Source organism: Thioclava litoralis (assembly GCF_045278885.1).
Taxonomy (GTDB): domain Bacteria; phylum Pseudomonadota; class Alphaproteobacteria; order Rhodobacterales; family Rhodobacteraceae; genus Thioclava; species Thioclava litoralis.
This window is the reverse complement of sequence record NZ_CP135443.1, coordinates 1,492,398-1,512,002: the sequence shown is the minus strand read 5'-3', so window position 1 is coordinate 1,512,002 and position 19,605 is coordinate 1,492,398. Positions and strand designations below refer to the sequence as shown.

17 protein-coding genes are annotated in these 19,605 nt (G+C 61.5%); 11 read left to right on the top strand and 6 right to left on the bottom strand.

What is annotated here, in order from left to right:
- Positions 1 to 38: 38 nt before the first annotated feature.
- The 4 genes from RPE78_RS07380 to serB form a co-directional block, all read right to left on the bottom strand.
- On the bottom strand, positions 39 to 395 hold the full coding sequence (locus tag RPE78_RS07380) for a hypothetical protein (RefSeq protein WP_339108855.1): 357 nt from the start codon (positions 393 to 395) through the stop codon (positions 39 to 41).
- A gap of 12 nt (positions 396 to 407) precedes the next feature.
- Positions 408 to 1,184 carry a DUF6478 family protein gene (locus RPE78_RS07375; protein ID WP_406720192.1) on the bottom strand — a complete coding sequence of 259 codons (777 nt, stop codon included), beginning with the start codon at positions 1,182 to 1,184 and terminating at the stop codon, positions 408 to 410.
- A gap of 181 nt (positions 1,185 to 1,365) precedes the next feature.
- Complete coding sequence (locus RPE78_RS07370; protein ID WP_406720191.1) at positions 1,366 to 2,016, bottom strand: hypothetical protein; 651 nt, start codon at positions 2,014 to 2,016, stop codon at positions 1,366 to 1,368.
- Positions 2,017 to 2,132: 116 nt separating this feature from the next.
- Entirely contained in the window at positions 2,133 to 3,005 is an 873-nt protein-coding gene (serB, locus tag RPE78_RS07365) for a phosphoserine phosphatase SerB (RefSeq protein WP_406720190.1), read from the bottom strand.
- Positions 3,006 to 3,579: 574 nt separating this feature from the next.
- On the opposite strand from serB, the gene RPE78_RS07360 reads away from it, so the two are divergent.
- From RPE78_RS07360 to RPE78_RS07345, 4 genes are all read left to right on the top strand, one after another.
- Complete coding sequence (locus RPE78_RS07360) at positions 3,580 to 4,725, top strand: phosphoserine transaminase (protein ID WP_339108851.1); 1,146 nt, start codon at positions 3,580 to 3,582, stop codon at positions 4,723 to 4,725.
- 85 nt (positions 4,726 to 4,810) lie between these two features.
- Positions 4,811 to 6,406 (top strand): phosphoglycerate dehydrogenase, encoded by a 1,596-nt coding sequence (gene serA, locus RPE78_RS07355; RefSeq protein ID WP_339108850.1) that lies wholly within the window; start codon positions 4,811 to 4,813, stop codon positions 6,404 to 6,406.
- A 72-nt stretch (positions 6,407 to 6,478) separates the two neighbouring features.
- Complete coding sequence (locus tag RPE78_RS07350; protein WP_339108849.1) at positions 6,479 to 7,231, top strand: metallophosphoesterase; 753 nt, start codon at positions 6,479 to 6,481, stop codon at positions 7,229 to 7,231.
- A gap of 285 nt (positions 7,232 to 7,516) precedes the next feature.
- The gene (locus tag RPE78_RS07345) at positions 7,517 to 9,733 is read left to right on the top strand and encodes a response regulator (protein ID WP_406720189.1); all 2,217 of its coding nucleotides are present in this window, start codon (positions 7,517 to 7,519) and stop codon (positions 9,731 to 9,733) included.
- Here the strand turns inward: RPE78_RS07345 and recQ are convergent.
- The gene (recQ, locus tag RPE78_RS07340; protein WP_406720188.1) at positions 9,730 to 11,787 is read right to left on the bottom strand and encodes a DNA helicase RecQ; all 2,058 of its coding nucleotides are present in this window, start codon (positions 11,785 to 11,787) and stop codon (positions 9,730 to 9,732) included. The two genes, RPE78_RS07345 and recQ, sit on opposite strands and share 4 nt — an antisense overlap.
- 4 nt (positions 11,788 to 11,791) lie before the next feature.
- On the bottom strand, positions 11,792 to 12,085 hold the full coding sequence (locus RPE78_RS07335; RefSeq protein ID WP_339108846.1) for a YggT family protein: 294 nt from the start codon (positions 12,083 to 12,085) through the stop codon (positions 11,792 to 11,794).
- Positions 12,086 to 12,258: 173 nt separating this feature from the next.
- Here RPE78_RS07335 and RPE78_RS07330 point away from each other — a divergent pair, with 173 nt between their 5' ends.
- From RPE78_RS07330 to dxs, 7 genes are all read left to right on the top strand, one after another.
- Complete coding sequence (locus tag RPE78_RS07330) at positions 12,259 to 13,608, top strand: MFS transporter (protein ID WP_406720187.1); 1,350 nt, start codon at positions 12,259 to 12,261, stop codon at positions 13,606 to 13,608.
- Between the two features lie 23 nt (positions 13,609 to 13,631).
- Positions 13,632 to 14,528, top strand: a complete 897-nt coding sequence (mepA, locus tag RPE78_RS07325; protein ID WP_406721629.1) for a penicillin-insensitive murein endopeptidase — start codon at positions 13,632 to 13,634, stop codon at positions 14,526 to 14,528.
- Positions 14,525 to 15,415, top strand: a complete 891-nt coding sequence (locus RPE78_RS07320; protein ID WP_406720186.1) for an esterase-like activity of phytase family protein — start codon at positions 14,525 to 14,527, stop codon at positions 15,413 to 15,415. The genes mepA and RPE78_RS07320 overlap by 4 nt, the downstream gene beginning before the upstream one ends.
- A gap of 108 nt (positions 15,416 to 15,523) precedes the next feature.
- Positions 15,524 to 16,144, top strand: coding sequence for a queuosine precursor transporter (locus RPE78_RS07315; protein WP_406720185.1), 621 nt, complete (start codon positions 15,524 to 15,526; stop codon positions 16,142 to 16,144).
- A gap of 387 nt (positions 16,145 to 16,531) precedes the next feature.
- The gene (locus tag RPE78_RS07310) at positions 16,532 to 16,780 is read left to right on the top strand and encodes an exodeoxyribonuclease VII small subunit (RefSeq protein WP_339108843.1); all 249 of its coding nucleotides are present in this window, start codon (positions 16,532 to 16,534) and stop codon (positions 16,778 to 16,780) included.
- Positions 16,781 to 17,647: a polyprenyl synthetase family protein gene (locus RPE78_RS07305; protein ID WP_339108842.1), complete on the top strand. Its 867-nt coding sequence runs from the start codon at positions 16,781 to 16,783 to the stop codon at positions 17,645 to 17,647. It begins immediately after the preceding gene.
- 19 nt (positions 17,648 to 17,666) lie between these two features.
- Positions 17,667 to 19,595, top strand: coding sequence for a 1-deoxy-D-xylulose-5-phosphate synthase (gene dxs, locus RPE78_RS07300; RefSeq protein WP_406720184.1), 1,929 nt, complete (start codon positions 17,667 to 17,669; stop codon positions 19,593 to 19,595).
- Positions 19,596 to 19,605 lie beyond the last annotated feature (10 nt).

Here is a 19,605-nt window from a genome sequence, read left to right as displayed (position 1 = left end):
CTCCCTGCCGCCCACCAGCAGCGCCCATCAGGACGGGATCAGCCCTCGTGGCTTTGGCGGCAATGGTCGCGGAAGGCGCGCTTGAGCAGATCCAGTTCGGCCTGCAACCTGTCCACCTGCGCGGCCAGATCCGGCACGAGCATCTCGCCCGCCGCAATGGACAGGCTGGCCACAACACCGCTTTCGGCATCCGACAGCAGCAGGCTTTGCGTGCCGTCTTCCAGCAGATCGACCGGAAGCCCCTGACGCAAGCGCCAGCGCCCGTCCCCGAGATCGGTCCAGTCCCCCTCGGCCAACACTGTCGCACGGTAGGACGCGGTCAATGCGGGGCGCATGGCGGATTGCAGCACCACCACCCATTCTCCGGCCTGCAAACGGGAATACTCAACAATCATCAACAGACTCCTTTAGAGATCGGCGCGGGGATGGCGCAGCAAGGTCAGATCCTGCAAGGTGATTTTGTTCATTGCCGGTGCCTCGAAAATCAGGTCGATCCACGCCTTTTCAAGGCGCTTCTCGTTCAATTTGGTATAGGCCAGATCGAACTGCACCACACCGCCGCCAACCGGCATCTGGCTGACAAGCTGGTCACTATTGGGACCATGCTGGATGTTGAAACGGCAATAGACGGGACGCGCCTCTTCCATGCGGACATCAAGGCCCAGTTGCACGAGATGGTGCAAACGGAAGCCCTGCACAGCCTCGGGCGGAAGATCGACCACCAGCGACAGGAAACTGCCCTGAAAGCCGAAAACCTCCAGTTCGGCCCCGAAGGGGGAAGGTCTGCCGCTATTGCGGATCTGCCGCAGGGAAAGCTGCTGCAGCGGGCAGTCGTGAAACAGCGTCAGATCCTCGCCCAGACAGCACCCGGATGCCGCGCCCACATAGGCCTGCGGCGCCACCGGCATTGAAAAGGCCTGCGGTCGCCACGCCCAGTCACACCCCAAGGGCCGGTCGATGGCATCGGCGGCATTAAAACGCTGCTCTGTCTGGCGGTCGATCCGGCCCAGAAGCCCCGAAGCGGTCGCGGCCATAGACCCGGCCTTCTTGCGCAGCAGCGCCAGATCCTCGCCGGTCATATCCGGTGCTGTTGCCGCACAGTCATGCCAATGCTTCATCACGCGGCTATATGCCAGCCGGTTCAGGAGACCGCCCTGAGCCTGCCCAACCTGCTTCTGCCCCATTTCAAAACCCGTTTTTGTCTCGCCAGACACATAATAGCCGGCGTCATGTCTAAAATCTTTGCGCAGCGTCAAGACTGCGCCCGCAAGACCAAAAGTGCAAGCTGTCTTCTGGCGGATATGCAGGCTCCGCAGGTCCCCATTACCGCATCATATCCCCGTGCGGGAGCGCCCGCAGACCCGCTTATTGCGCCGGTTTGGCCTGCCCTGCACTGGCGGCATGGGCTTTGGTCGCCGCTTCGGACCGGCCGACAAATTCTTTCAGCAATCGCAACTGTGCGGCATCGCTCATGGGTTGCGAGCGCAGCGCCATTACCGACAGCGCTGTCAGATGCCCGTCAAGCGAGGTCACGCCGCGCCAATACTCAGCGGTGACAGGAAATTCTTCGGCCAGCGACCTGTCGCGCACCTTCAGAAGCAGAAGATCGCCCGAAACCTGCGATTTCAGGATATCGACATCATCGCTGCGGCCCGAACGCGCAATCGCCGCCTGTCCTGCCGCCGAACGGAAGAAGGCCTCGATCATCGGGAACCGCTTGGTGATCGAGCCGGTCATTTTCGGCCCGACCGTCGCCGATAGCATGGCCGGATGGGGGGCCGAGGCATGGGTCGCGTCATTGGTCACCGCCGCGCAATCACCGAACAGGATGACGTTATTCTCTGCCTGCCCCGGATGCCCCTGCCCCGCCACACAATAGCCCGCCGGTGCACTGAGCACGGTATCTCCGGCGATGACGGTGCCTGTCGCCTGAGGGCCCATTGTGGTCTGGCAACCGGCAAGAGCCGAAGCCACAAGCGTCACACACAAACCGAGCTTCACACGAGACATCGCCATATTGCCACCTTTCCGGAACACAGAGCTTACGCAAGGCTTAGTAACTACCGGCCCAAAGAGCAAGTTCCCCCACAGCCCTGTGACAGCCCCCGCCGGAACGGAGGCGAAAGACCGCCTCAGGCAAACTCCGCCTGTGCATAGCCTTGCAGATACAGCAGCGCCGAAAGGTCACCGTGATTGATGCGGATGTCGCATTGCGCCGCGACCGAGGGTTTTGCATGCAGCGCCACGCCAAACCCTGCCAGTTGCAGCATGCCCAGATCATTGGCCCCATCCCCCACCGCCATCACCTGATCCGCCGACAGCCCGAGCCGCGCGGAAATCTCGTGGAACGCCTGCACCTTGGCTTCACGGCCCAAAATCGGCAGGCCCGGCTTGCCAGTCAGCTTGCCCTCTTCGACCAGCAGCGTATTGGCGCGGTTTTCGTCAAAGCCCAAAGTGGCCGCGATACGGCTGGTGAACGCCGTGAACCCGCCAGACACCAGCGCACAATACGCCCCGTCGCGCTTCATCGTCGCCAGCAGGGCCGGACCACCGGGCATCAGGGTGATACGGGTGTCGATGACCTCAGCGATCACCGTCTCGGGCAGGCCAGCCAGCAGCCCCACACGTTCGGTCAGAGCGCCTTCGAAATCCAGCTCGCCATTCATTGCCTTGGCGGTGATCTCTTTCACACGTGCCCCGACACCCGCCACATCGGCCAGTTCGTCGATACATTCCTGCTGGATCATGGTGCTGTCCATATCGGCCAGCAGCATCTTCTTCTTGCGGCCTTCCGCCGGGATCACCACAAGGTCGATCCCCAGTGCCTGCAGGTCCGCCCAGACGGTCCAGCGGTTATCGGGGATCACCTCCATCGGAAATTCGGCAGCGCACCCCTCGGCCAGCCAAGTGACCTCGCCTCCCCCCCACGCATTACGCAGCGCCACAAGTGTGGTTTCGTCAAGCTTGGGCGTTTTCGGGCAGGTCATGAGAAGGGCGACGAACATAGCTAGATCTCCGGATCACAGGGTTGGGGGCGCTATAGCGCAAAAACAACCGCCGTTTCCAGCCCCGCCCGCACCGCAAAAGCCCGATCCGCATGATCCGCGCCAACCGCCCCGCTTCTCGCGGTTTTGCCCCTGTTAGAAGCGTTAGGAGCAGATAGCAGATCGGTCCTCTTTTCCGAGGCCGTTTCCGACGCGCGACCCGAACCCCAGACCCGAATCGCAGCCCCGAGGCGTATAGCCGCCACTCGACCGGCACGTGCGGCACTGCCCGCCGCCTCTCCGACGGGGTCCTCTCCTTGGATCAGCGCGCTTCCCCTTTGGCAGGCTCGCAGCAGGTTTGCCGGAAGGAATCAGAGAGTATCAGGCCTTCGGTCACGCCCGCGAAGGGCCGCCGCTGCGCCTGTGTCGGTTTTGCGCCACAACGCCTCACATTTTACGGTTTTCTCTTGTCCCGAAGCGACATTTTTTGCGGTCGATACGACTTTGTCACTTGCATGAATCAAGGTGCAGGCGTAAGTCCCAACGCGGGACACCCCTCCCCAACGAGGGGCGTTTATCTGAGAGGATACCAGATATGGCTATTGAAGCACCGGCTACGCGGCCGGCAAATCCGCGTTTTTCTTCGGGCCCTTGCACGAAGATCCCCGGTTTCTCCCTCGACATGCTTGCCGACGCGCCTCTGGGCCGTTCGCACCGCGCAGCTGTTGGCAAAGCCAAGCTGAAAGAGGCGATCGAAACCACCCGTGAAATTCTCGGCGTTCCGGCAGATTACAAGATCGGCATCGTTCCGGCTTCCGATACCGGCGCCGTCGAAATGGCAATGTGGTCGCTTCTGGGCGCACGCAAAGTCACCATGTGCGCATGGGAAAGCTTCGGCTCGGGCTGGGTCACCGATGTCGTGAAGCAGCTCAAACTCGATGCGGATACCAAAACCGCCGATTACGGTGATATCGTCGATTTCACGACCGTCGATTTCAACACCGACGTCGTCTTCACCTGGAACGGCACCACCTCGGGTGTGCGCGTGGCCAATGGCGATGCGATCCCCGCCGACCGCGAAGGCCTGACCATCTGCGACGCCACCTCGGCGGCTTTTGCAATGGACCTGCCGTGGGACAAGCTCGATGTCACCACCTTCTCCTGGCAGAAAGTGCTGGGCGGTGAAGGCGGTCATGGCGTTCTGATCCTGTCGCCGCGCGCCGTCGAGCGTCTGGAAAACTACACCCCCGCATGGCCGATGCCGAAGATCTTCCGCATGACCAAAGGCGGCAAGCTGATCGAAGGTATCTTCAAAGGCGAGACGATCAACACGCCCTCCATGCTCTGCGTCGAGGATTACATCGTTGCGCTGAACTGGGCCAAATCCATCGGTGGCCTCGAAGGGCTGATCGCCCGCGCCGATGCCAATGCGAAAGTGGTCTGGGATTTCTGCGCCGCCAAGCCGTGGATCGCAAACCTCGCCAATAACGCGGCAAATGCCTCCACCACCTCGGTCTGCGTGAAATTCACCGATGACCGCATCAAGGATGGGGCAACCTTCGCCAAAGCCGTTGCAAAACGTCTGGACGCCGAAGGCGTGGCACTGGATGCCGGTGCCTATCGCGATGCGCCCGCCGGTCTGCGGATCTGGTGCGGTTCCACGGTCGAGAAAGCCGATCTGGAGGCGTTGATGCCCTGGATCGAATATGCCTTCGAAGCCGAAATCGCAGCGCAAGCCTAAGCGTTCGATCTTTCTCTGAACCTGAGGTGGGCAGTGCTTTGCCCACCCGTTTTCCCAGATTTCAGAAAATTCAAGGAGCCCGCACATGGCCCCCAAAGTTCTCGTCTCTGACAGCCTGTCGGAAACCGCCGTCCAGATCTTCCGTGACCGTGGCATCGAAGTCGATTTCGAACCCAAACTCGGCAAGGACAAAGACAAGCTGGCCGAAGTGATCGGCAAATATGACGGCCTTGCGATCCGTTCGGCCACCAAAGTGACCGCGAAACTGCTGGAAAACGCGACCAACCTGAAGGTCGTGGGCCGCGCAGGTATCGGCACCGATAACGTCGATAAGGAAGCCGCTTCGAAAAAAGGCGTGATCGTCATGAACACGCCCTTCGGCAACATGATCACCACCGCCGAGCATGCCATCGCGATGATGTTCGCCGTGGCGCGCCAGATCCCCGAAGCGTCCGCCTCGACCCACGCGGGCAAGTGGGAAAAATCGAAATTCATGGGTGTCGAGCTTTCCGGCAAGACCCTTGGTGTGATCGGTGCCGGTAACATCGGTGGCATCGTCTGCGACCGTGCCCGCGGCCTGAAAATGAAGGTCATCGCATTCGACCCCTTCATGAGCCAGGAAAAAGCCGACAAAATGGGCGTGGAGAAAGTCGAGCTTGAGGATCTGCTCAAGCGCGCCGATTTCATCACCCTGCACGTGCCGCTGACCGAGCAGACCAAGAACATCCTGTCGCGCGAGAACCTCGAGAAGACCAAGAAAGGCGTGCGTATCATCAACTGCGCCCGTGGTGGTCTGGTCGATGAGGAAGCGCTGGCCGATCTGCTGAAATCGGGCCATGTTGCCGGTGCCGCGCTGGACGTGTTTGCCGAAGAGCCCGCGACCAATAACGTGCTGTTCAACCTGCCCAACGTCGTCTGCACGCCCCACCTTGGCGCGTCCACGACCGAAGCGCAGGAAAACGTGGCGCTGCAAGTCGCAGAGCAGATGTCGAACTACCTGCTGGACGGCGCTGTCGAGAACGCGCTGAACATGCCGTCGATGACCGCCGAAGAAGCCAAGGTCATGGGCCCGTGGGTCAAGCTGGCACAACATCTGGGTGGCTTCATCGGTCAGATGACCGAAGATGCGATCAAGGCGATCAACATCACCTATGACGGGTCGGCCGCCGAGCTGAACCTCAAGGCGCTGGATGCGGCCGTTGTGGCCGGCATCATGAAAGCCAGCCAACCGGAAGTGAACATGGTCTCGGCCCCCGCTCTGGCGAAAGAGCGCGGCATCCAGATCTCGACCACGTCGCAGACCCAATCGGGCGCTTATGATGGCTACATCAAGGTCACCGTCGTGTCGGAAACCAAAGAGCGTTCGATCGCGGGCACCGTGTTCTCTGATGCCAAGCCGCGCTTCATCCAGATCAAGGGCATCAATATCGATGCCGAAGTGGGCGAGCATATGCTCTATACCACCAATGAGGATGTCCCCGGTGTGATCGGCAAGCTGGGCACGCTGCTGGGCGAACATGGGGCAAACCTTGCCAACTTCACCCTTGGCCGCGCGAAAGCCGGCGGGGAAGCCATCGCCATTGCCTATCTCGACGAAGCCCTGAAACCGGAAACGGTCGAGGCCATGAAAGCCACCGGTATCTTCAAGCAAGTAAAACCGCTGGAATTCATTCTCGGCTGAGCCATAATAGGTTCATGAACGCCAAGGCCCCTGCGACCCGCGGGGGCCTTTTTCATTTGTAAGGAAAGAACTATGCGCGCCTATGCCATCGGAGACATTCACGGACATCTCGACAAGCTGAAGATTGCGCACGATCTGATCGAGCAGGACCGTGCGGCCTTTGGCGACCAGTCCGCCCCTGTGATCCATGTCGGAGATGTTGCCGACCGTGGCCCCGAGAGTGCCGGCGTCATCGATTACCTGCTCAACGCGATGCGGGCGGGGAAAAACTGGGTGGTACTGAAAGGCAATCACGACAGGATGTTCTCGATTTTCATGAACGACCCTTTCGACGCCGATCCGATGCTGCGCAAGGATCTGACATGGCTGAACCCACGATTGGGCGGCAATACCACACTGGCCTCCTATGGCGTGCCCAATGCCGATGAACGCCCCGCCGATATCGTCCATGCCGAGGCGCTCCGGATGGTTCCCGAATCGCACCGGCTCTGGCTGGCCAGCCGCCCCAACCACTTCATCTTCGGTGAATTGCTTTTTGTGCATGCCGGCATCCGTCCGGGGGTCAGCATCGGCAACCAGACCGAAGACGATCTGTGCTGGATCCGCAAAGGCTGGCTGGAAGATACCAGCGATCACGGCATGCTGGTGGTGCATGGCCATACCGCAATCGATCAGGTGACGCATTATGGCAACCGCCTCAACCTCGATAGCAGTGCGGGCTATGGCGGCCCTGTCTCGGCAGTGGTGATCGAAGGCCGCGACGCATGGCTGCTGACCGAAAACGGGCGGCAACCGCTTGTTCCGGTTGCCACTATCGCCGCCTGACCGCGGTATATCGCGCGCGGCCGCTCCGAAGGCGGGCAGGATACAGAATCGCCCGGGGCCGAAACCGGGGCCTGTCCTGACGCGGCGATACTGCCGCCGCGTCAATATGCCAACGGTCATGTTGAGCCCGTTATACGCAGGCTGTAAAACCGCAGGATTTTCTCCTTAAGGTAGAAATTTGTGAGGGATTTTCTATAGCTGGCCCGCGATCAGCCTTAAGGATTAAGCCTAAATTTACTGGACGTCACCAAGATGCTGGTCGAACGGAATGGGGACTGAACCAGCATGCCGACAGGCACCAGAAACACGATCGCTGACAAGCTGGCTCAGGAGCGTCGCGCCCGTCTGGCGGCGGAACGGCTGCTTGACCAGAAGAAGCGTGAACTGTTTACGGCCAATCAGAAACTGGCATTGCATGCCCGCGCCCTGTCCGACCAGATCGTGGAGCAGCGCCACGGCCTGACCCGCGCCCTGACGGAAGCCGCCTCTTTGAAGGGCGAGAACCATCGCGTGATGGATGATCTCGCACGGGCCAATTCCGTTGCCATGATAGCCCAACGCAGGCTGTGGGACGCGCTTGAGACGATTCCCGACGGGTTTGCCGTCTATGACGCCGATCTGCGGCTGGTGGCCGCCAATAAGGTCTATCTGGATTTCTTCGAGGGCGAAGTGGCCATCGCTGCGGGCGTGACCTACGATTCGGTGCTCAATATCGTGGCCAAGCACCGGATGGTGGATCTGGACGGGCGCGACCCTGCCGACTGGCATCATGACATGATCGCGCGCATCCGCCGCAATCCGATCGAACCGATCACGATCATCACCCGTAAAGGGGCCCATATCCGGCTGATCGACCGGTGGGGCGAAGGCGGCGATCTGGTCTGCATCGCGCAGGATATCTCGACCCATGTCAGCCGCGAAGCGGAACTGGAAGAGGCACGCGAAAAGGCCGAATCCGCCAATCGCGCGAAATCGGCCTTCCTTGCCAATATGAGCCACGAGATCCGGACGCCGATGAATGGCGTGGTGGGCATGGCCGAACTGCTGACCGAGACAGAGCTGACAGAGGATCAGCGTCTTTATGCGGAAACCATCCGCTCTTCCGGCGAGGCGCTGCTGACGATCATCAACGATGTGCTCGACTATTCCAAGATCGAGGCGGAGCGCCTGAAGCTCTATCCCGAGATTTTCGATCTGGAGCGGTGTGTGCACGAGGTGACCATGCTGCTGCAACCTTCCGCACGCGACAAGAAGCTGAGGCTTCTGGTCGATTACGACATGTTCCTGCCGACACGATTCGTGGCCGATCCGGGGCGTATCCGCCAGATTCTGACCAATCTTCTGGGCAATGCGGTGAAATTCACGCTTAGCGGCCATGTGCTGACGCGCGTGGTCGGGATAGAGCGGAAGCAGAATAATTACGAGCTGCATATCACCGTCGAGGATACCGGCATCGGCATCAATCCCGAACAGATCGACCATGTTTTCGGCGAGTTCAATCAGGTCGAAAGCGAAACCAACCGCAAGTTCGAGGGCACGGGGCTTGGCCTTGCCATCACCAAGCAGTTGATCGAGATGATGGGCGGCGAGATCTGGGTCGATAGCGAGCTGGGGCGCGGTTCGTGTTTCGGGTTCAAGATTCTGGTGCCCGCCGCCGAACCCGCGCCGCATGTCTCGACCCCCGGTCCGCCGATCACGCTGCGGGCCGCGCTTGTGGTCGATGATCTGATGGTCAACCGTGTCATTCTCGAACGGCAGCTGGAAACCTACGGGCTGAAGGTGACATTGTGCCGGAACGCACAGGAAGCGCTGACCGCTTTCGACAGGGGCGCGAAATTCGACATTATGCTCAGCGATTTCCGGATGCCGGATATGGATGGCCTGCATCTGTGCCAGACCTTGCGGCAACGCGGCGTGAAGATTCCCGTGGTGCTGCTGAGTTCGGACCCCGATGCGATCACCCCCGAAGAGGCCCACGCGGCCCAGATCGAATGTCTGGAAAAGCCGGTGCTGCGGTCGCATCTGTTCCGCACCTTGCAAAACCTGTCGTATCCGGTTGCAAGAACGGTGCCACCGCCCGCGCCGCCGCCCCCTGTCGGCCAACGCAAGATGCGCATCCTCGCCGCCGAGGATAATCGCACCAACCAGCTCGTTTTTGGCAAGATGGTGAAAGATCTGCCCATTGATCTGGTCTTCGCCAATAACGGTCTGGAAGCGGTCGAGAAATGGCAAAGCTTCCAGCCCGACCTGATCTTCATGGATATTTCCATGCCCGAGATGGATGGCAAGGAAGCCACCCGCCGCATCCGGTCTCTGGAAAGCGGCAGCCACGTGCCGATCTGCGCCCTGACGGCCCATGCGATGGACGGCGATAGCGAGGGCATACTGGCCTCGGGTATGGATCACTATCTGACCAAACCATTGCGCAAAACGGCGATCATCGACCATATCGTGGCAAATTGTCCCCCGACCGCACAGTCGCTACAGGACGGGGCTGCCTAGGTCTCGGAAATAAGCTGCAGGAAGGCGGCACCGAAACGGTCGAGCTTGGCGTCTTCCAGACCAAGCCGTTCCAGCCCCTTCAGGTCGCCTGGCCGCATCTCGGCAATCTTGCGCAGCAACGACGAAGACACGCTCAGCATCCGCCCTGTCCCGTCCTCGCCACGCTCCAAACGGAGTTGCTCTGCCAGCAGCGCATCAAACAGAGGTCCGGCCTGACGCCCCGCCAAAGCACGGCGCGCGGGATGCATTTTCTGCATCTCCTCACCCACCAGCACCTCAAGGAATGCCGTGCCATAGCTTTCCAGCTTTTTGGCTCCCACCCCGTTGATCCGCGCCATCTGGTCCAGCGTTTGCGGACGGGCCTCGACCATCTCGATCAGGGTGCGGTCGGGGAAGATCATATAGGCCGGAAGCCCCGCCGCCTCGGAAAGCGCCCGCCGCTTGGCCTTCAGTGCCGACAGCAGCGGCGCGTCCTCCTCGGACACAAGCGCCTTGACCACCGTCTGCTTTTTCGCCCCGCGCACAGGGTCACGCCGGAAGGTGATCTGTTCCTCGCCGCGCAGGATCGGATGCGCGGCCTTGGTCACGAATAACGCGCCGTGACGTTCGGCATCGGGGCGGATCAGGTCATGCCCCATCATCTGCCGGAAGATCGCCTGCCACTGCGGGCGCGTCCAGGCCTTACCCACCCCGAAGGTCGGCAGGCGGTCATGCCCGCGCGAGGAAATGCGCTCGTTCGACTGGCCCAGCAGCACCTCGATCAGATACTGGCTGCCATAGCTCTGGTCGCAGCGCAGACAGGCCGACAGCGCCATCCGCACCGGCTCGGTCGCATCGAACAGATCGGGCGGAGTGTCGCAGATATCGCAGTTGCCACAAGGGCTTGCCTCTTCACCGAAATAGGCCAGCAGCCTCTGGCGGCGGCAGGCGGTAGCCTCGGCCAGCCCCAGCAGCGCATTCAGCCGCCCGTGATCGGCGTCCTTGCGTTCGGGCGGCGCAAGCCCCTCGTCGATCTGGGCGCGGCGGATGCGGATATCGTCGGGGCCAAAGAGGGTCAGCGTCTCGGCAGGAGCGCCATCACGGCCCGCGCGACCGATCTCCTGATAATAGGCCTCGATGGATTTCGACAGATCGGCATGGGCCACCCAGCGGATATCGGGCTTATCGATCCCCATGCCGAAGGCCACAGTCGCCACCACGATCAGCCCGTCTTCCTGCTGAAAGCGCGTCTCGACCGCGCGACGGTCATCGGGGTCCATGCCGCCGTGATAATAGCAGGCCGTATGCCCCGCCTCGTTCAGCGCCTGCGCAAGGCTCTCGGTCTTTTTGCGGGTGGCGCAATAAACGATACCCGACTGGCCCTTGCGCGCGGCGGCAAACTGCAGGATCTGCCCGCGCGGCTGGTTCTTGGGCTCGAACGCCAGATGGATATTGGGGCGGTCAAAGCCGCGCAGGAAAGTCTCGGGCGCCTCGCCGTCAAACAGCCGCGTGACCATCTCGGCGCGGGTTTCTTCATCGGCGGTGGCGGTAAAGGCGGCCAGCGGCACCTTCAGATCGCGGCGCAACTCCCCGATGCGCAGGTAATCGGGGCGGAAGTCATGGCCCCATTGGCTGACGCAATGCGCCTCGTCCACGGCAATCAGCCCGACCCGCGCACGGCGCAGCAGATGCACCGCCCCGCCCGAGGCCAGCCGTTCCGGCGCCATATAGAGGATCTTCAACCGGCCTTCGTCGATGGCACGAAAGACCTCTTCGGTCTCGTCCTCGGTATTGCCCGAGGTCAGGGCGCCGGCCTCGACCCCCGCCTCGCGCAGCGCCCGCACCTGATCGCGCATCAGGGCAATCAGCGGCGAGATCACCACCGTCAGCCCCTCGCGGCACAGCGCGGGGATCTGGAAACATAGGGATTTGCCACCGCCCGTCGGCATGATGGCCAAAGTATTGCGCCCCGCCATGACGGAGCGCACGATTTCTTCCTGTCCGGGACGGAATTCGCGGAACCCGAAGATATCGGTCAGGACTGCATGACAGTCGGGCAGCGTGGCCTCGACCATCGGATCAATACCCGTAGAAGAAGCCCGCGTTATTGATCAGCGCGCGCTGCAGGATCATCAGGATCACGAAAGCCACCAGCGGTGCCAGATCAAGACCGGGAGTATTGGGCAGAATGCGGCGGATCGGCGCATAGATCGGCTCCAAGAGCGAATTCAGGCCATACCAGATCTGGCGGACCATCTGCTGGTTCAGGTTCAGGACATTGAAATTGATCAACCAGCTCATGATGATGTGGACAATCATCACAAACCACACAATATCCAGTATAAGATTGAGCGCCTGAAACAGCGTGACCATATGCAAAAGACCTCCGGCTGGGTGAGTAACTACCTATGCGAGCCGCAGTCATCTTGCAACCTTGCAACGCATGCCCGTGATATCGATTTTCGGTAAATTCTTCCGGGCAGAATGCTTGCATCGCCGGTATCATGACGCTTTACGCAGTCCCGTTACCATTCAAGAGGTCTCTCATGCAGCGCGACAGGAAAGCTCTCTGGGGCTGGTTTTTCTTCGACTGGGCCAGCCAGCCCTATAACACGCTTCTGCTGACCTTCACCTTCGGCCCCTATATGAAGACGCTTCTGGGCGATGGCAGTGTGGCGCAGGCCGTCTGGGGCTATGGCATTGGCGCGACAGGGGTGGTGATTGCGCTGGCCTCCCCCTTTCTGGGGGCGGTCGCCGATAGAAGCGGGGCCAAACGCCGGTTCCTGTGGCTGTTTTCCGCGATGTATGTGCTGGGAGCTTCCGGCCTGTGGTGGGCCATTCCGCAGGATTACAGCCTGCTCTTTATCCTGACGAGCTTTGCGATCGGGCTGATCGGCATGGAATTCGCGACCACCTTCACCAATGCCTACCTGCCCGAGCTTGGCCCCCGCAGCACATTGGGCCGGATCTCGGGGGCGGGCTGGGCCTTCGGCTATGTCGGCGGGCTGATCCTGCTGATCCTGATGCTGACCCTGTTTCAGGCCAGCCCCGAAACCGGCCATACCCTGATCGGGCGCGCCCCGATCTTCGGGCTGGATGTCGGCAGCCGCGAGGATACGCGCATCGTAGGCCCCCTGACGGCGCTATGGTATGCGGTCTTCATGATCCCGTTTTTCCTCTGGGTGAAAGACCGCCCGAAGCCGGATGCCCTGACGATCAGGGCAGCCGTGGCGCAAGGCTGGCCCAACCTGCGTATGACGCTCGGGTCGCTGCCCAAGCGCCCGAGCCTGATGGCATGGCTGGCGGCGTCGATGCTCTATCGCGACGCGCTCAACGGGGTCTATGTCTTTGGCGGGCTTTATGCAGCGGGCGTGCTGGGCTGGTCGATCACGCAGATCGGCATCTTCGGCATTCTCTCGATTATCGCAGGTGCGATCTTCGCATGGCTCGGCGGGCGCGCGGATGACGGGTTCGGCTCCAAACCGGTTATCATCGCCTGCCTGCTGATACTGATCGCGGCGGTGCTGGGCATCATCTCGATTACCCCCGATCATGTTTTCGGCCTGCCCGTCACAGCGGAGTCCGCAGCCCCCGATATCGCCTTTTTCGTTCTGGGCTGCGTCATCGGCGGGGCAGGCGGTGCCCTGCAATCGGCCAGCCGCGTGATGATGGTGCACCAGTCCCCGCCCGAGCGGATGACCGAATATTTCGGCATCTATGCGCTCTCGGGCAAGGCCACCGCATTTATCGCGCCGCTGTCCATCGGAATCGTGACCTCGGTGACGGGGCAGCAATCTCTGGGCATCACCCCGGTTTTGGCACTTTTCGTGGCGGGGCTTGTGCTGTTAAGCTGGGTCAGACCGACGGCCACCGCCTCTGCCCCCTCTCGTTCGTAAAACAGGACATTCCGCCCGTGCAACTGTCTCGTCTTCTTCCACTGGTTCTGGGGATCTCTCTGGCCTCCGGCCAGATGGCGCAGGCCGAACCGCTTGCACGGCAGCTGTTCGGTGCCAAATCCACCCCCACCACCCAAGCTCCCGCCGCTGTGGGGTTCTATTCCAAGGGCTGTGCTGCGGGTCTGGCCACCATGCCCGAAAGCGGCCCGACATGGCAGATGATGCGCCTGTCGCGCAACCGCTATTATGGCCAGCCCGAAACACTGGCCTTCCTACAGGATCTGTCGCGCTATGCGGCCACCCTGCCCGGCTGGTCGGGGCTTTATATCGGCGATATCGCACAGCCTCGCGGTGGCCCGATGACCGGCGGCCATGCCAGCCACCAGACAGGGCTGGATGCCGATATCTGGATGCTGCCGCCCAAACGGCTGACCCTCAGCCGTGCCGAGCGCGAGAAAATCTCGTCGATCTCCATCCGCACCGCTGACCAGACGCGGACCAATGGCAACTGGACCCCCGCCCATATGGCATTGCTGAAGGCCGCCGCCTCCGACCCGCGGGTGGACCGGATCTTCGTGGCCGCCGCAGCCAAGATCGCCATGTGCAATGCGGCGCCGCGTGGGGACCGCGCGTGGTTGCAGAAAATCCGCCCCTATTGGGGGCATAACACCCATTTCCACGTGCGGCTGAAATGCCCGCCCGGTGCGAAATATTGCGAAGCCCAGACGCCGACCGTGACCCAGCTCTCCAAAGGCGGCGACGGCTGTGACGAGACGCTGAACTGGTGGGTGACCGAAGCCCTGCACCCGACCAAACCCGCCGCCCCGCAAAAGCCCAAAGGCCCTGCACCGCGCACGGCGAAAACCTATACGATGGCGGATCTTCCCGCCCAATGCCGGACGATCCTATCTGCGCAATGAAACCTTTCCTTTTCACCCTGATCGCGCTTTGCCTCGCCTTGCCGGCAAAAGCGCAAACCGCAGGGCCCGCCGAATTCCTGCAGACCTATGTCTGGAAAGTCGACCACCCGCAATTCGGCGGGTTCTCCGGGCTGGAACTGACCGAAGACGGGCGCGAACTGGTCACGCTGTCGGACCGGACAAGCCTCTGGCGTGCCACGATCACCCGAGACGCATCAGGCAAGATCACAGCGGTCAGCCCCAGTGCCAATCCGCTTACCCTGCATGACAATCACGACCGCCCGATGACCGTCTCGCGCGGTGATTCCGAGGGGTTGGCCCTTGCCCCCGATGGCGGCGTCTATGTCTCCTTCGAGGGCGACCTGCCGCGTATCGATTATTATGCCAAAGGCTCCAGCAAGGCGGTGCCGCTGCCACGGGCGGCCGAGTTCCGGCATCTTCAGGCCAATGCCTCGCTGGAGGCGCTCGCGATCGACGGACGCGGCGCGCTTTACACCCTGCCCGAACGGTCGGGGCGCTCGGGGCGGCCCTTTCCGGTGTTCAAACTGGCCGATAGCCGCTGGTCGCGCCCCTTCTCCATCGCCCGCGAGGGGGAATGGCAGGCCGTGGGCGCAGATTTCGGACCGGACGGGCGCTTCTATCTGCTCGAACGCGATTTCTGGGGGCTTCTGGGTTTCCTGACACGGGTCGAGGTATTCGAGGTCAGGGATGGCAAACTGGGCCAAGGACAGGTTCTGCTACAGACCACAGCGGGCCATCACGACAATCTCGAAGGGCTTTCCGTCTGGCGCGATACAGAAGGGTTCATCCGGCTGACAATGATTTCGGATGATAATTTCCGCATGCTCCAGCGCACGGAAATCGTCGAATACCGTCTTCCCAAATAAGCATGACCCACGTTTTTTCTTGACCGCAAGGACGGCGAGGCGGTATGCGCGCCTATCGTCCGGCACATCGGACCATGTCTCCGCTACCATGTAAAAACGGTCAAAATCATGAAACACTTCCTCCCTGGCGTTCTCGCTATGGCCATCATTGTCGTGGCCTCCAATATTCTGGTGCAGTTCCTGTTGGGCGACTGGCTCACTTGGGGCGCGGTCACCTATCCTTTCGCCTTTCTCGTCACCGATCTGATGAACCGCTTCTACGGCCCCCGACAGGCGCGCCGCGTCGTTCTGGCGGGGTTTGTCACCGGCGTCCTGTGCTCGCTGATCGGCAGCCAGATCGAAGGCCAGTTCGGCCCGCTCGTTTCGGTGCGCGTCGCCATCGGGTCGGGGTCGGCCTTCCTGCTGGCACAGATGGTGGATGTCGCCATTTTCGACCGGCTCCGCAGCGGCAGCTGGTGGCGCGCACCGCTTGTCTCCTCGCTGATCGGATCCTGTCTGGATTCCACGATCTTTTTCTCGATGGCCTTCGCGACCCAGCTCGCCTTCATCTGGCCTGCCGATGATGTCTCATGGGCCAATGAGACCCTGCCGGTTTTGGGCGTCGGACCGATGGCACCGCTTTGGGTTTCGCTTGCGATTGCAGATAGTTCGCTCAAGTTTGCCTTATCTTTGATCGCCTTGCTGCCTTTTAAGGCAGCTGTCACGAAACTATCACCCAAAACAGCATGAATTAACTTGTCATAAACCAAATCTGTGCCACCTTTGAGTTATCGGTAACGCAATGAAAGGAGGTGATCCAGTGTCTAGAGTGATATTGGAGAGAGGTATCGGGACATTCAGGGGGGCCGAGGCCTGAGGGCAATCCCTAAGGCAATTTGAACCCTGGGTGGGCTCCGTTTCGGATCGTCTTCAGACCCCTAACCGGACCATCTCCTTAGAACTCGGGGGCCGTCTTTCTCAAGACGGCCCTTCAAGTTGCTTCCCCGCCAGGCTTTGCTTTGGGCGGGGTTTTGCTTTTTAGCGCCCTCGCCTTCCCTCATCGCACCGCTTTCCCCTTATGGGGGCTGGACCCGCGCGGCATTTGGTGGCATCCCAAGCCCAACGAAGGAGTGGGCAATGACCGACGTGACACGCGATGTTTCCGCAATGAGCTTCGAAGAAGCGATGAAGGAATTCGAGCAGGTCGTGAACCAGCTTGATCGGGGCGATGTGCCTCTTGACCAGTCGATTGCACTATACGAACGCGGTGCCGCGCTGAAAGAGCGCTGCGCTACCCTTCTCAAGACGGCGGAAGAGCGCGTCGAGAAAATCACGCTGGCCGCCGATGGCACCCCCGCTGGCACGGTGCCGACCGAAGGGCTGTAAATGTTCACCGACCGTCTGACAAATGTCCAAACCGCCGTGCAAGCGGCGCTTGACGCGCATGTGGCGCAATATCCGGCAGGCCAGCTGCGTGACGCGATGCATTACGCGCTGCAGGGCGGCAAGCGGCTGCGGGCGTTTCTGGTGCTGGAAGGGGCTGCCATTTTCGACATCCCGACCGAGAAAGCCATGCCTGCGGCCTGCGCGGTCGAGGCGCTGCACGCCTATAGCCTTGTCCATGACGACATGCCCTGCATGGATAACGACGACCTGCGCCGCGGCATGCCGACGGTGCATGTGCAATGGGACGAGGCCACCGCCGCTCTGGCAGGCGATGCGCTCCAGACAATGGCCTTCGAACTGCTGACCAGCCCTGCGCTTGGCACCGCAGAGACCCGTATCAGGCTGGTGGCCGATCTGGCGCAGGCATCTGGTGCGGAGGGCATGGTGTATGGTCAGGCGCTGGATATCGCCGCCGAGACCGCCCCGACCCCGCTGACCATCGAACAGATCATAGAGCTGCAGGAAGGCAAGACCGGCGCGCTGATCGGCTTTGCCGCGAAGGCCGGTGCCGTGCTTGCCGAAAAGGACCCTGCGCCTTTTGCTGCCTATGCCAAGGCTCTGGGCCTTGCTTTCCAGATTGCCGATGACATCTTGGATATCGAGGGCAATGAGGATCTGACCGGCAAGCGCCTGCATAAGGATGCCGAGGCCGGTAAAGCGACCTTTGTGTCGTTGCTGGGGCTTGCGGGCGCAAAGACCCGCGCCACAGAGCTTTGTGACCTCGCCATTGCCGCCCTTGCCCCCTATGCGCAAGGTGCCGATAGCCTACGCGATCTCGCGCGCTTCACCATCGCGCGCAAACACTGACGAAAGCGGATAGCCACAGATGAGCGACCTCCCGCAAAACCAAGCCTCGACCACGCCCGTTCTGGACCGTGTGCGCCTGCCTGCCGATATGAAGGGCCTCAGCGACCGCGAGCTGATCCAGCTGGCCGGAGAGCTGCGCCGTGAAACCGTTGCGGCCGTGTCGGAAACCGGCGGCCATCTGGGAGCGGGTCTGGGGGTGGTCGAACTGACCGTGGCGCTGCATGCGGTCTTTGACGCCCCGCGCGACAAGATCATCTGGGATGTGGGCCACCAGTGTTATCCGCATAAGATCCTGACCGGACGCCGCGACCGTATCCGCACCCTGCGGATGGAGGATGGGCTGTCGGGCTTTACCAAACGCTCGGAAAGCGCCTATGACCCCTTCGGCGCGGGCCATAGCTCGACCTCGATTTCGGCGGCTGTGGGTTTTTCCACCGCGCGCGAACTCGGGGCCGAGACGGGCGATGCGATTGCGGTGATCGGTGATGGCGCCCTGACCGGAGGCATGGCCTTCGAGGCGCTCAACCACGGTGGCCATCTGAAGAACCGCATGTTTGTGGTGCTGAATGACAACGAGATGTCGATTGCGCCGCCCGTCGGGGCTTTGTCGACCTATCTGACGCGGCTCTATTCGGAATCGCCCCTGCAGGACCTCAAGGAGGTCGCCAAGGGTGCCGCCCGCGCCTTCCTGCCCGAGCCCTTCAAGGAAGGAGCGAAACGCGCCAAGGAGATGCTCAAGGGCATGGCCATGGGCGGGACGCTGTTTGAAGAGCTGGGCTTTACCTATATCGGCCCTGTGGACGGACATGATCTGGAAAGCCTGCTGCCGCTGTTGCGCACGCTGAAGGCGCGCGCCCGCGGGCCGGTGCTGATCCATGCGCTGACCAAGAAAGGTAAGGGCTATGCGCCTGCCGAAAGCCGCCCCGATGGTGGCCATGCGACCGCGAAGTTCAACCTTGCGACCGGCGAGCAGAAGAAGGCACCGTCGAATGCGCCCTCCTACACCAAGGTCTTTGCCGAGGCGCTGATTTCCGAGGCCGAGCGTGACGAGAAAATCGTCGGCGTCACAGCCGCCATGCCCGATGGCACGGGACTAAAGGAATTCGGAGCGCATTTCCCGCGCCGGATGTTTGATGTGGGCATTGCCGAGCAGCATGCGGTGACTTTCTCGGCGGGGCTTGCGGCCTCGGGGATCAAGCCCTTCTGCGCGATCTATTCGACCTTCCTGCAGCGCGGCTATGACCAGATCGTGCATGATGTGGCGATCCAGAAGCTGCCGGTGCGTTTCGCGATTGACCGCGCGGGGCTGGTGGGGGCCGATGGCGCGACCCATGCGGGCGCCTTCGACACGGCCTTTCTGGCGAACCTGCCCGATTTCGTGGTGATGGCGGCAGGCGACGAGGCCGAGCTGGTGCATATGGTGGCGACCGCTGCGGCCATTGACGACCGTCCCTCGGCCTTCCGCTATCCGCGTGGCGAGGGCATGGGTGTGGATATGCCCCAGCAGGGCGTGCCCTTGGAGATCGGCAAAGGCCGCATCATTCAGGAGGGCGTGAAGCTGGCCATCCTCAGCTATGGCGCGCGCCTGTCGGAAGTGCTGAAGGCCAGCGAGGCACTGCGCGCGCGCGGCATCGTTGTGACCGTGGCCGATGCGCGCTTCTGCAAGCCTTTGGACAAGGATATGATCTTGCAGCTTGTGGCCGAGCATGAGGCCATTCTAACCATCGAGGAAGGCGCGATTGGCGGCTTCGCCAGCCATGTGCAGAACTTCCTGATGGAAGAAGGCGTGTTTGATCGCGGGTTCCGTTTGCGGTCGATGGTGCTGCCCGATGACTTCATCAACCATGCCTCGCCCGAGAAGATGTATCAGGTGGCGGGCATGAATGCCGCGCAGATCGAGGCGAAGGTCTTGGAGATGATGGATATTTCCGTGGCCAAGCGGGCCTGATGAAAGACAA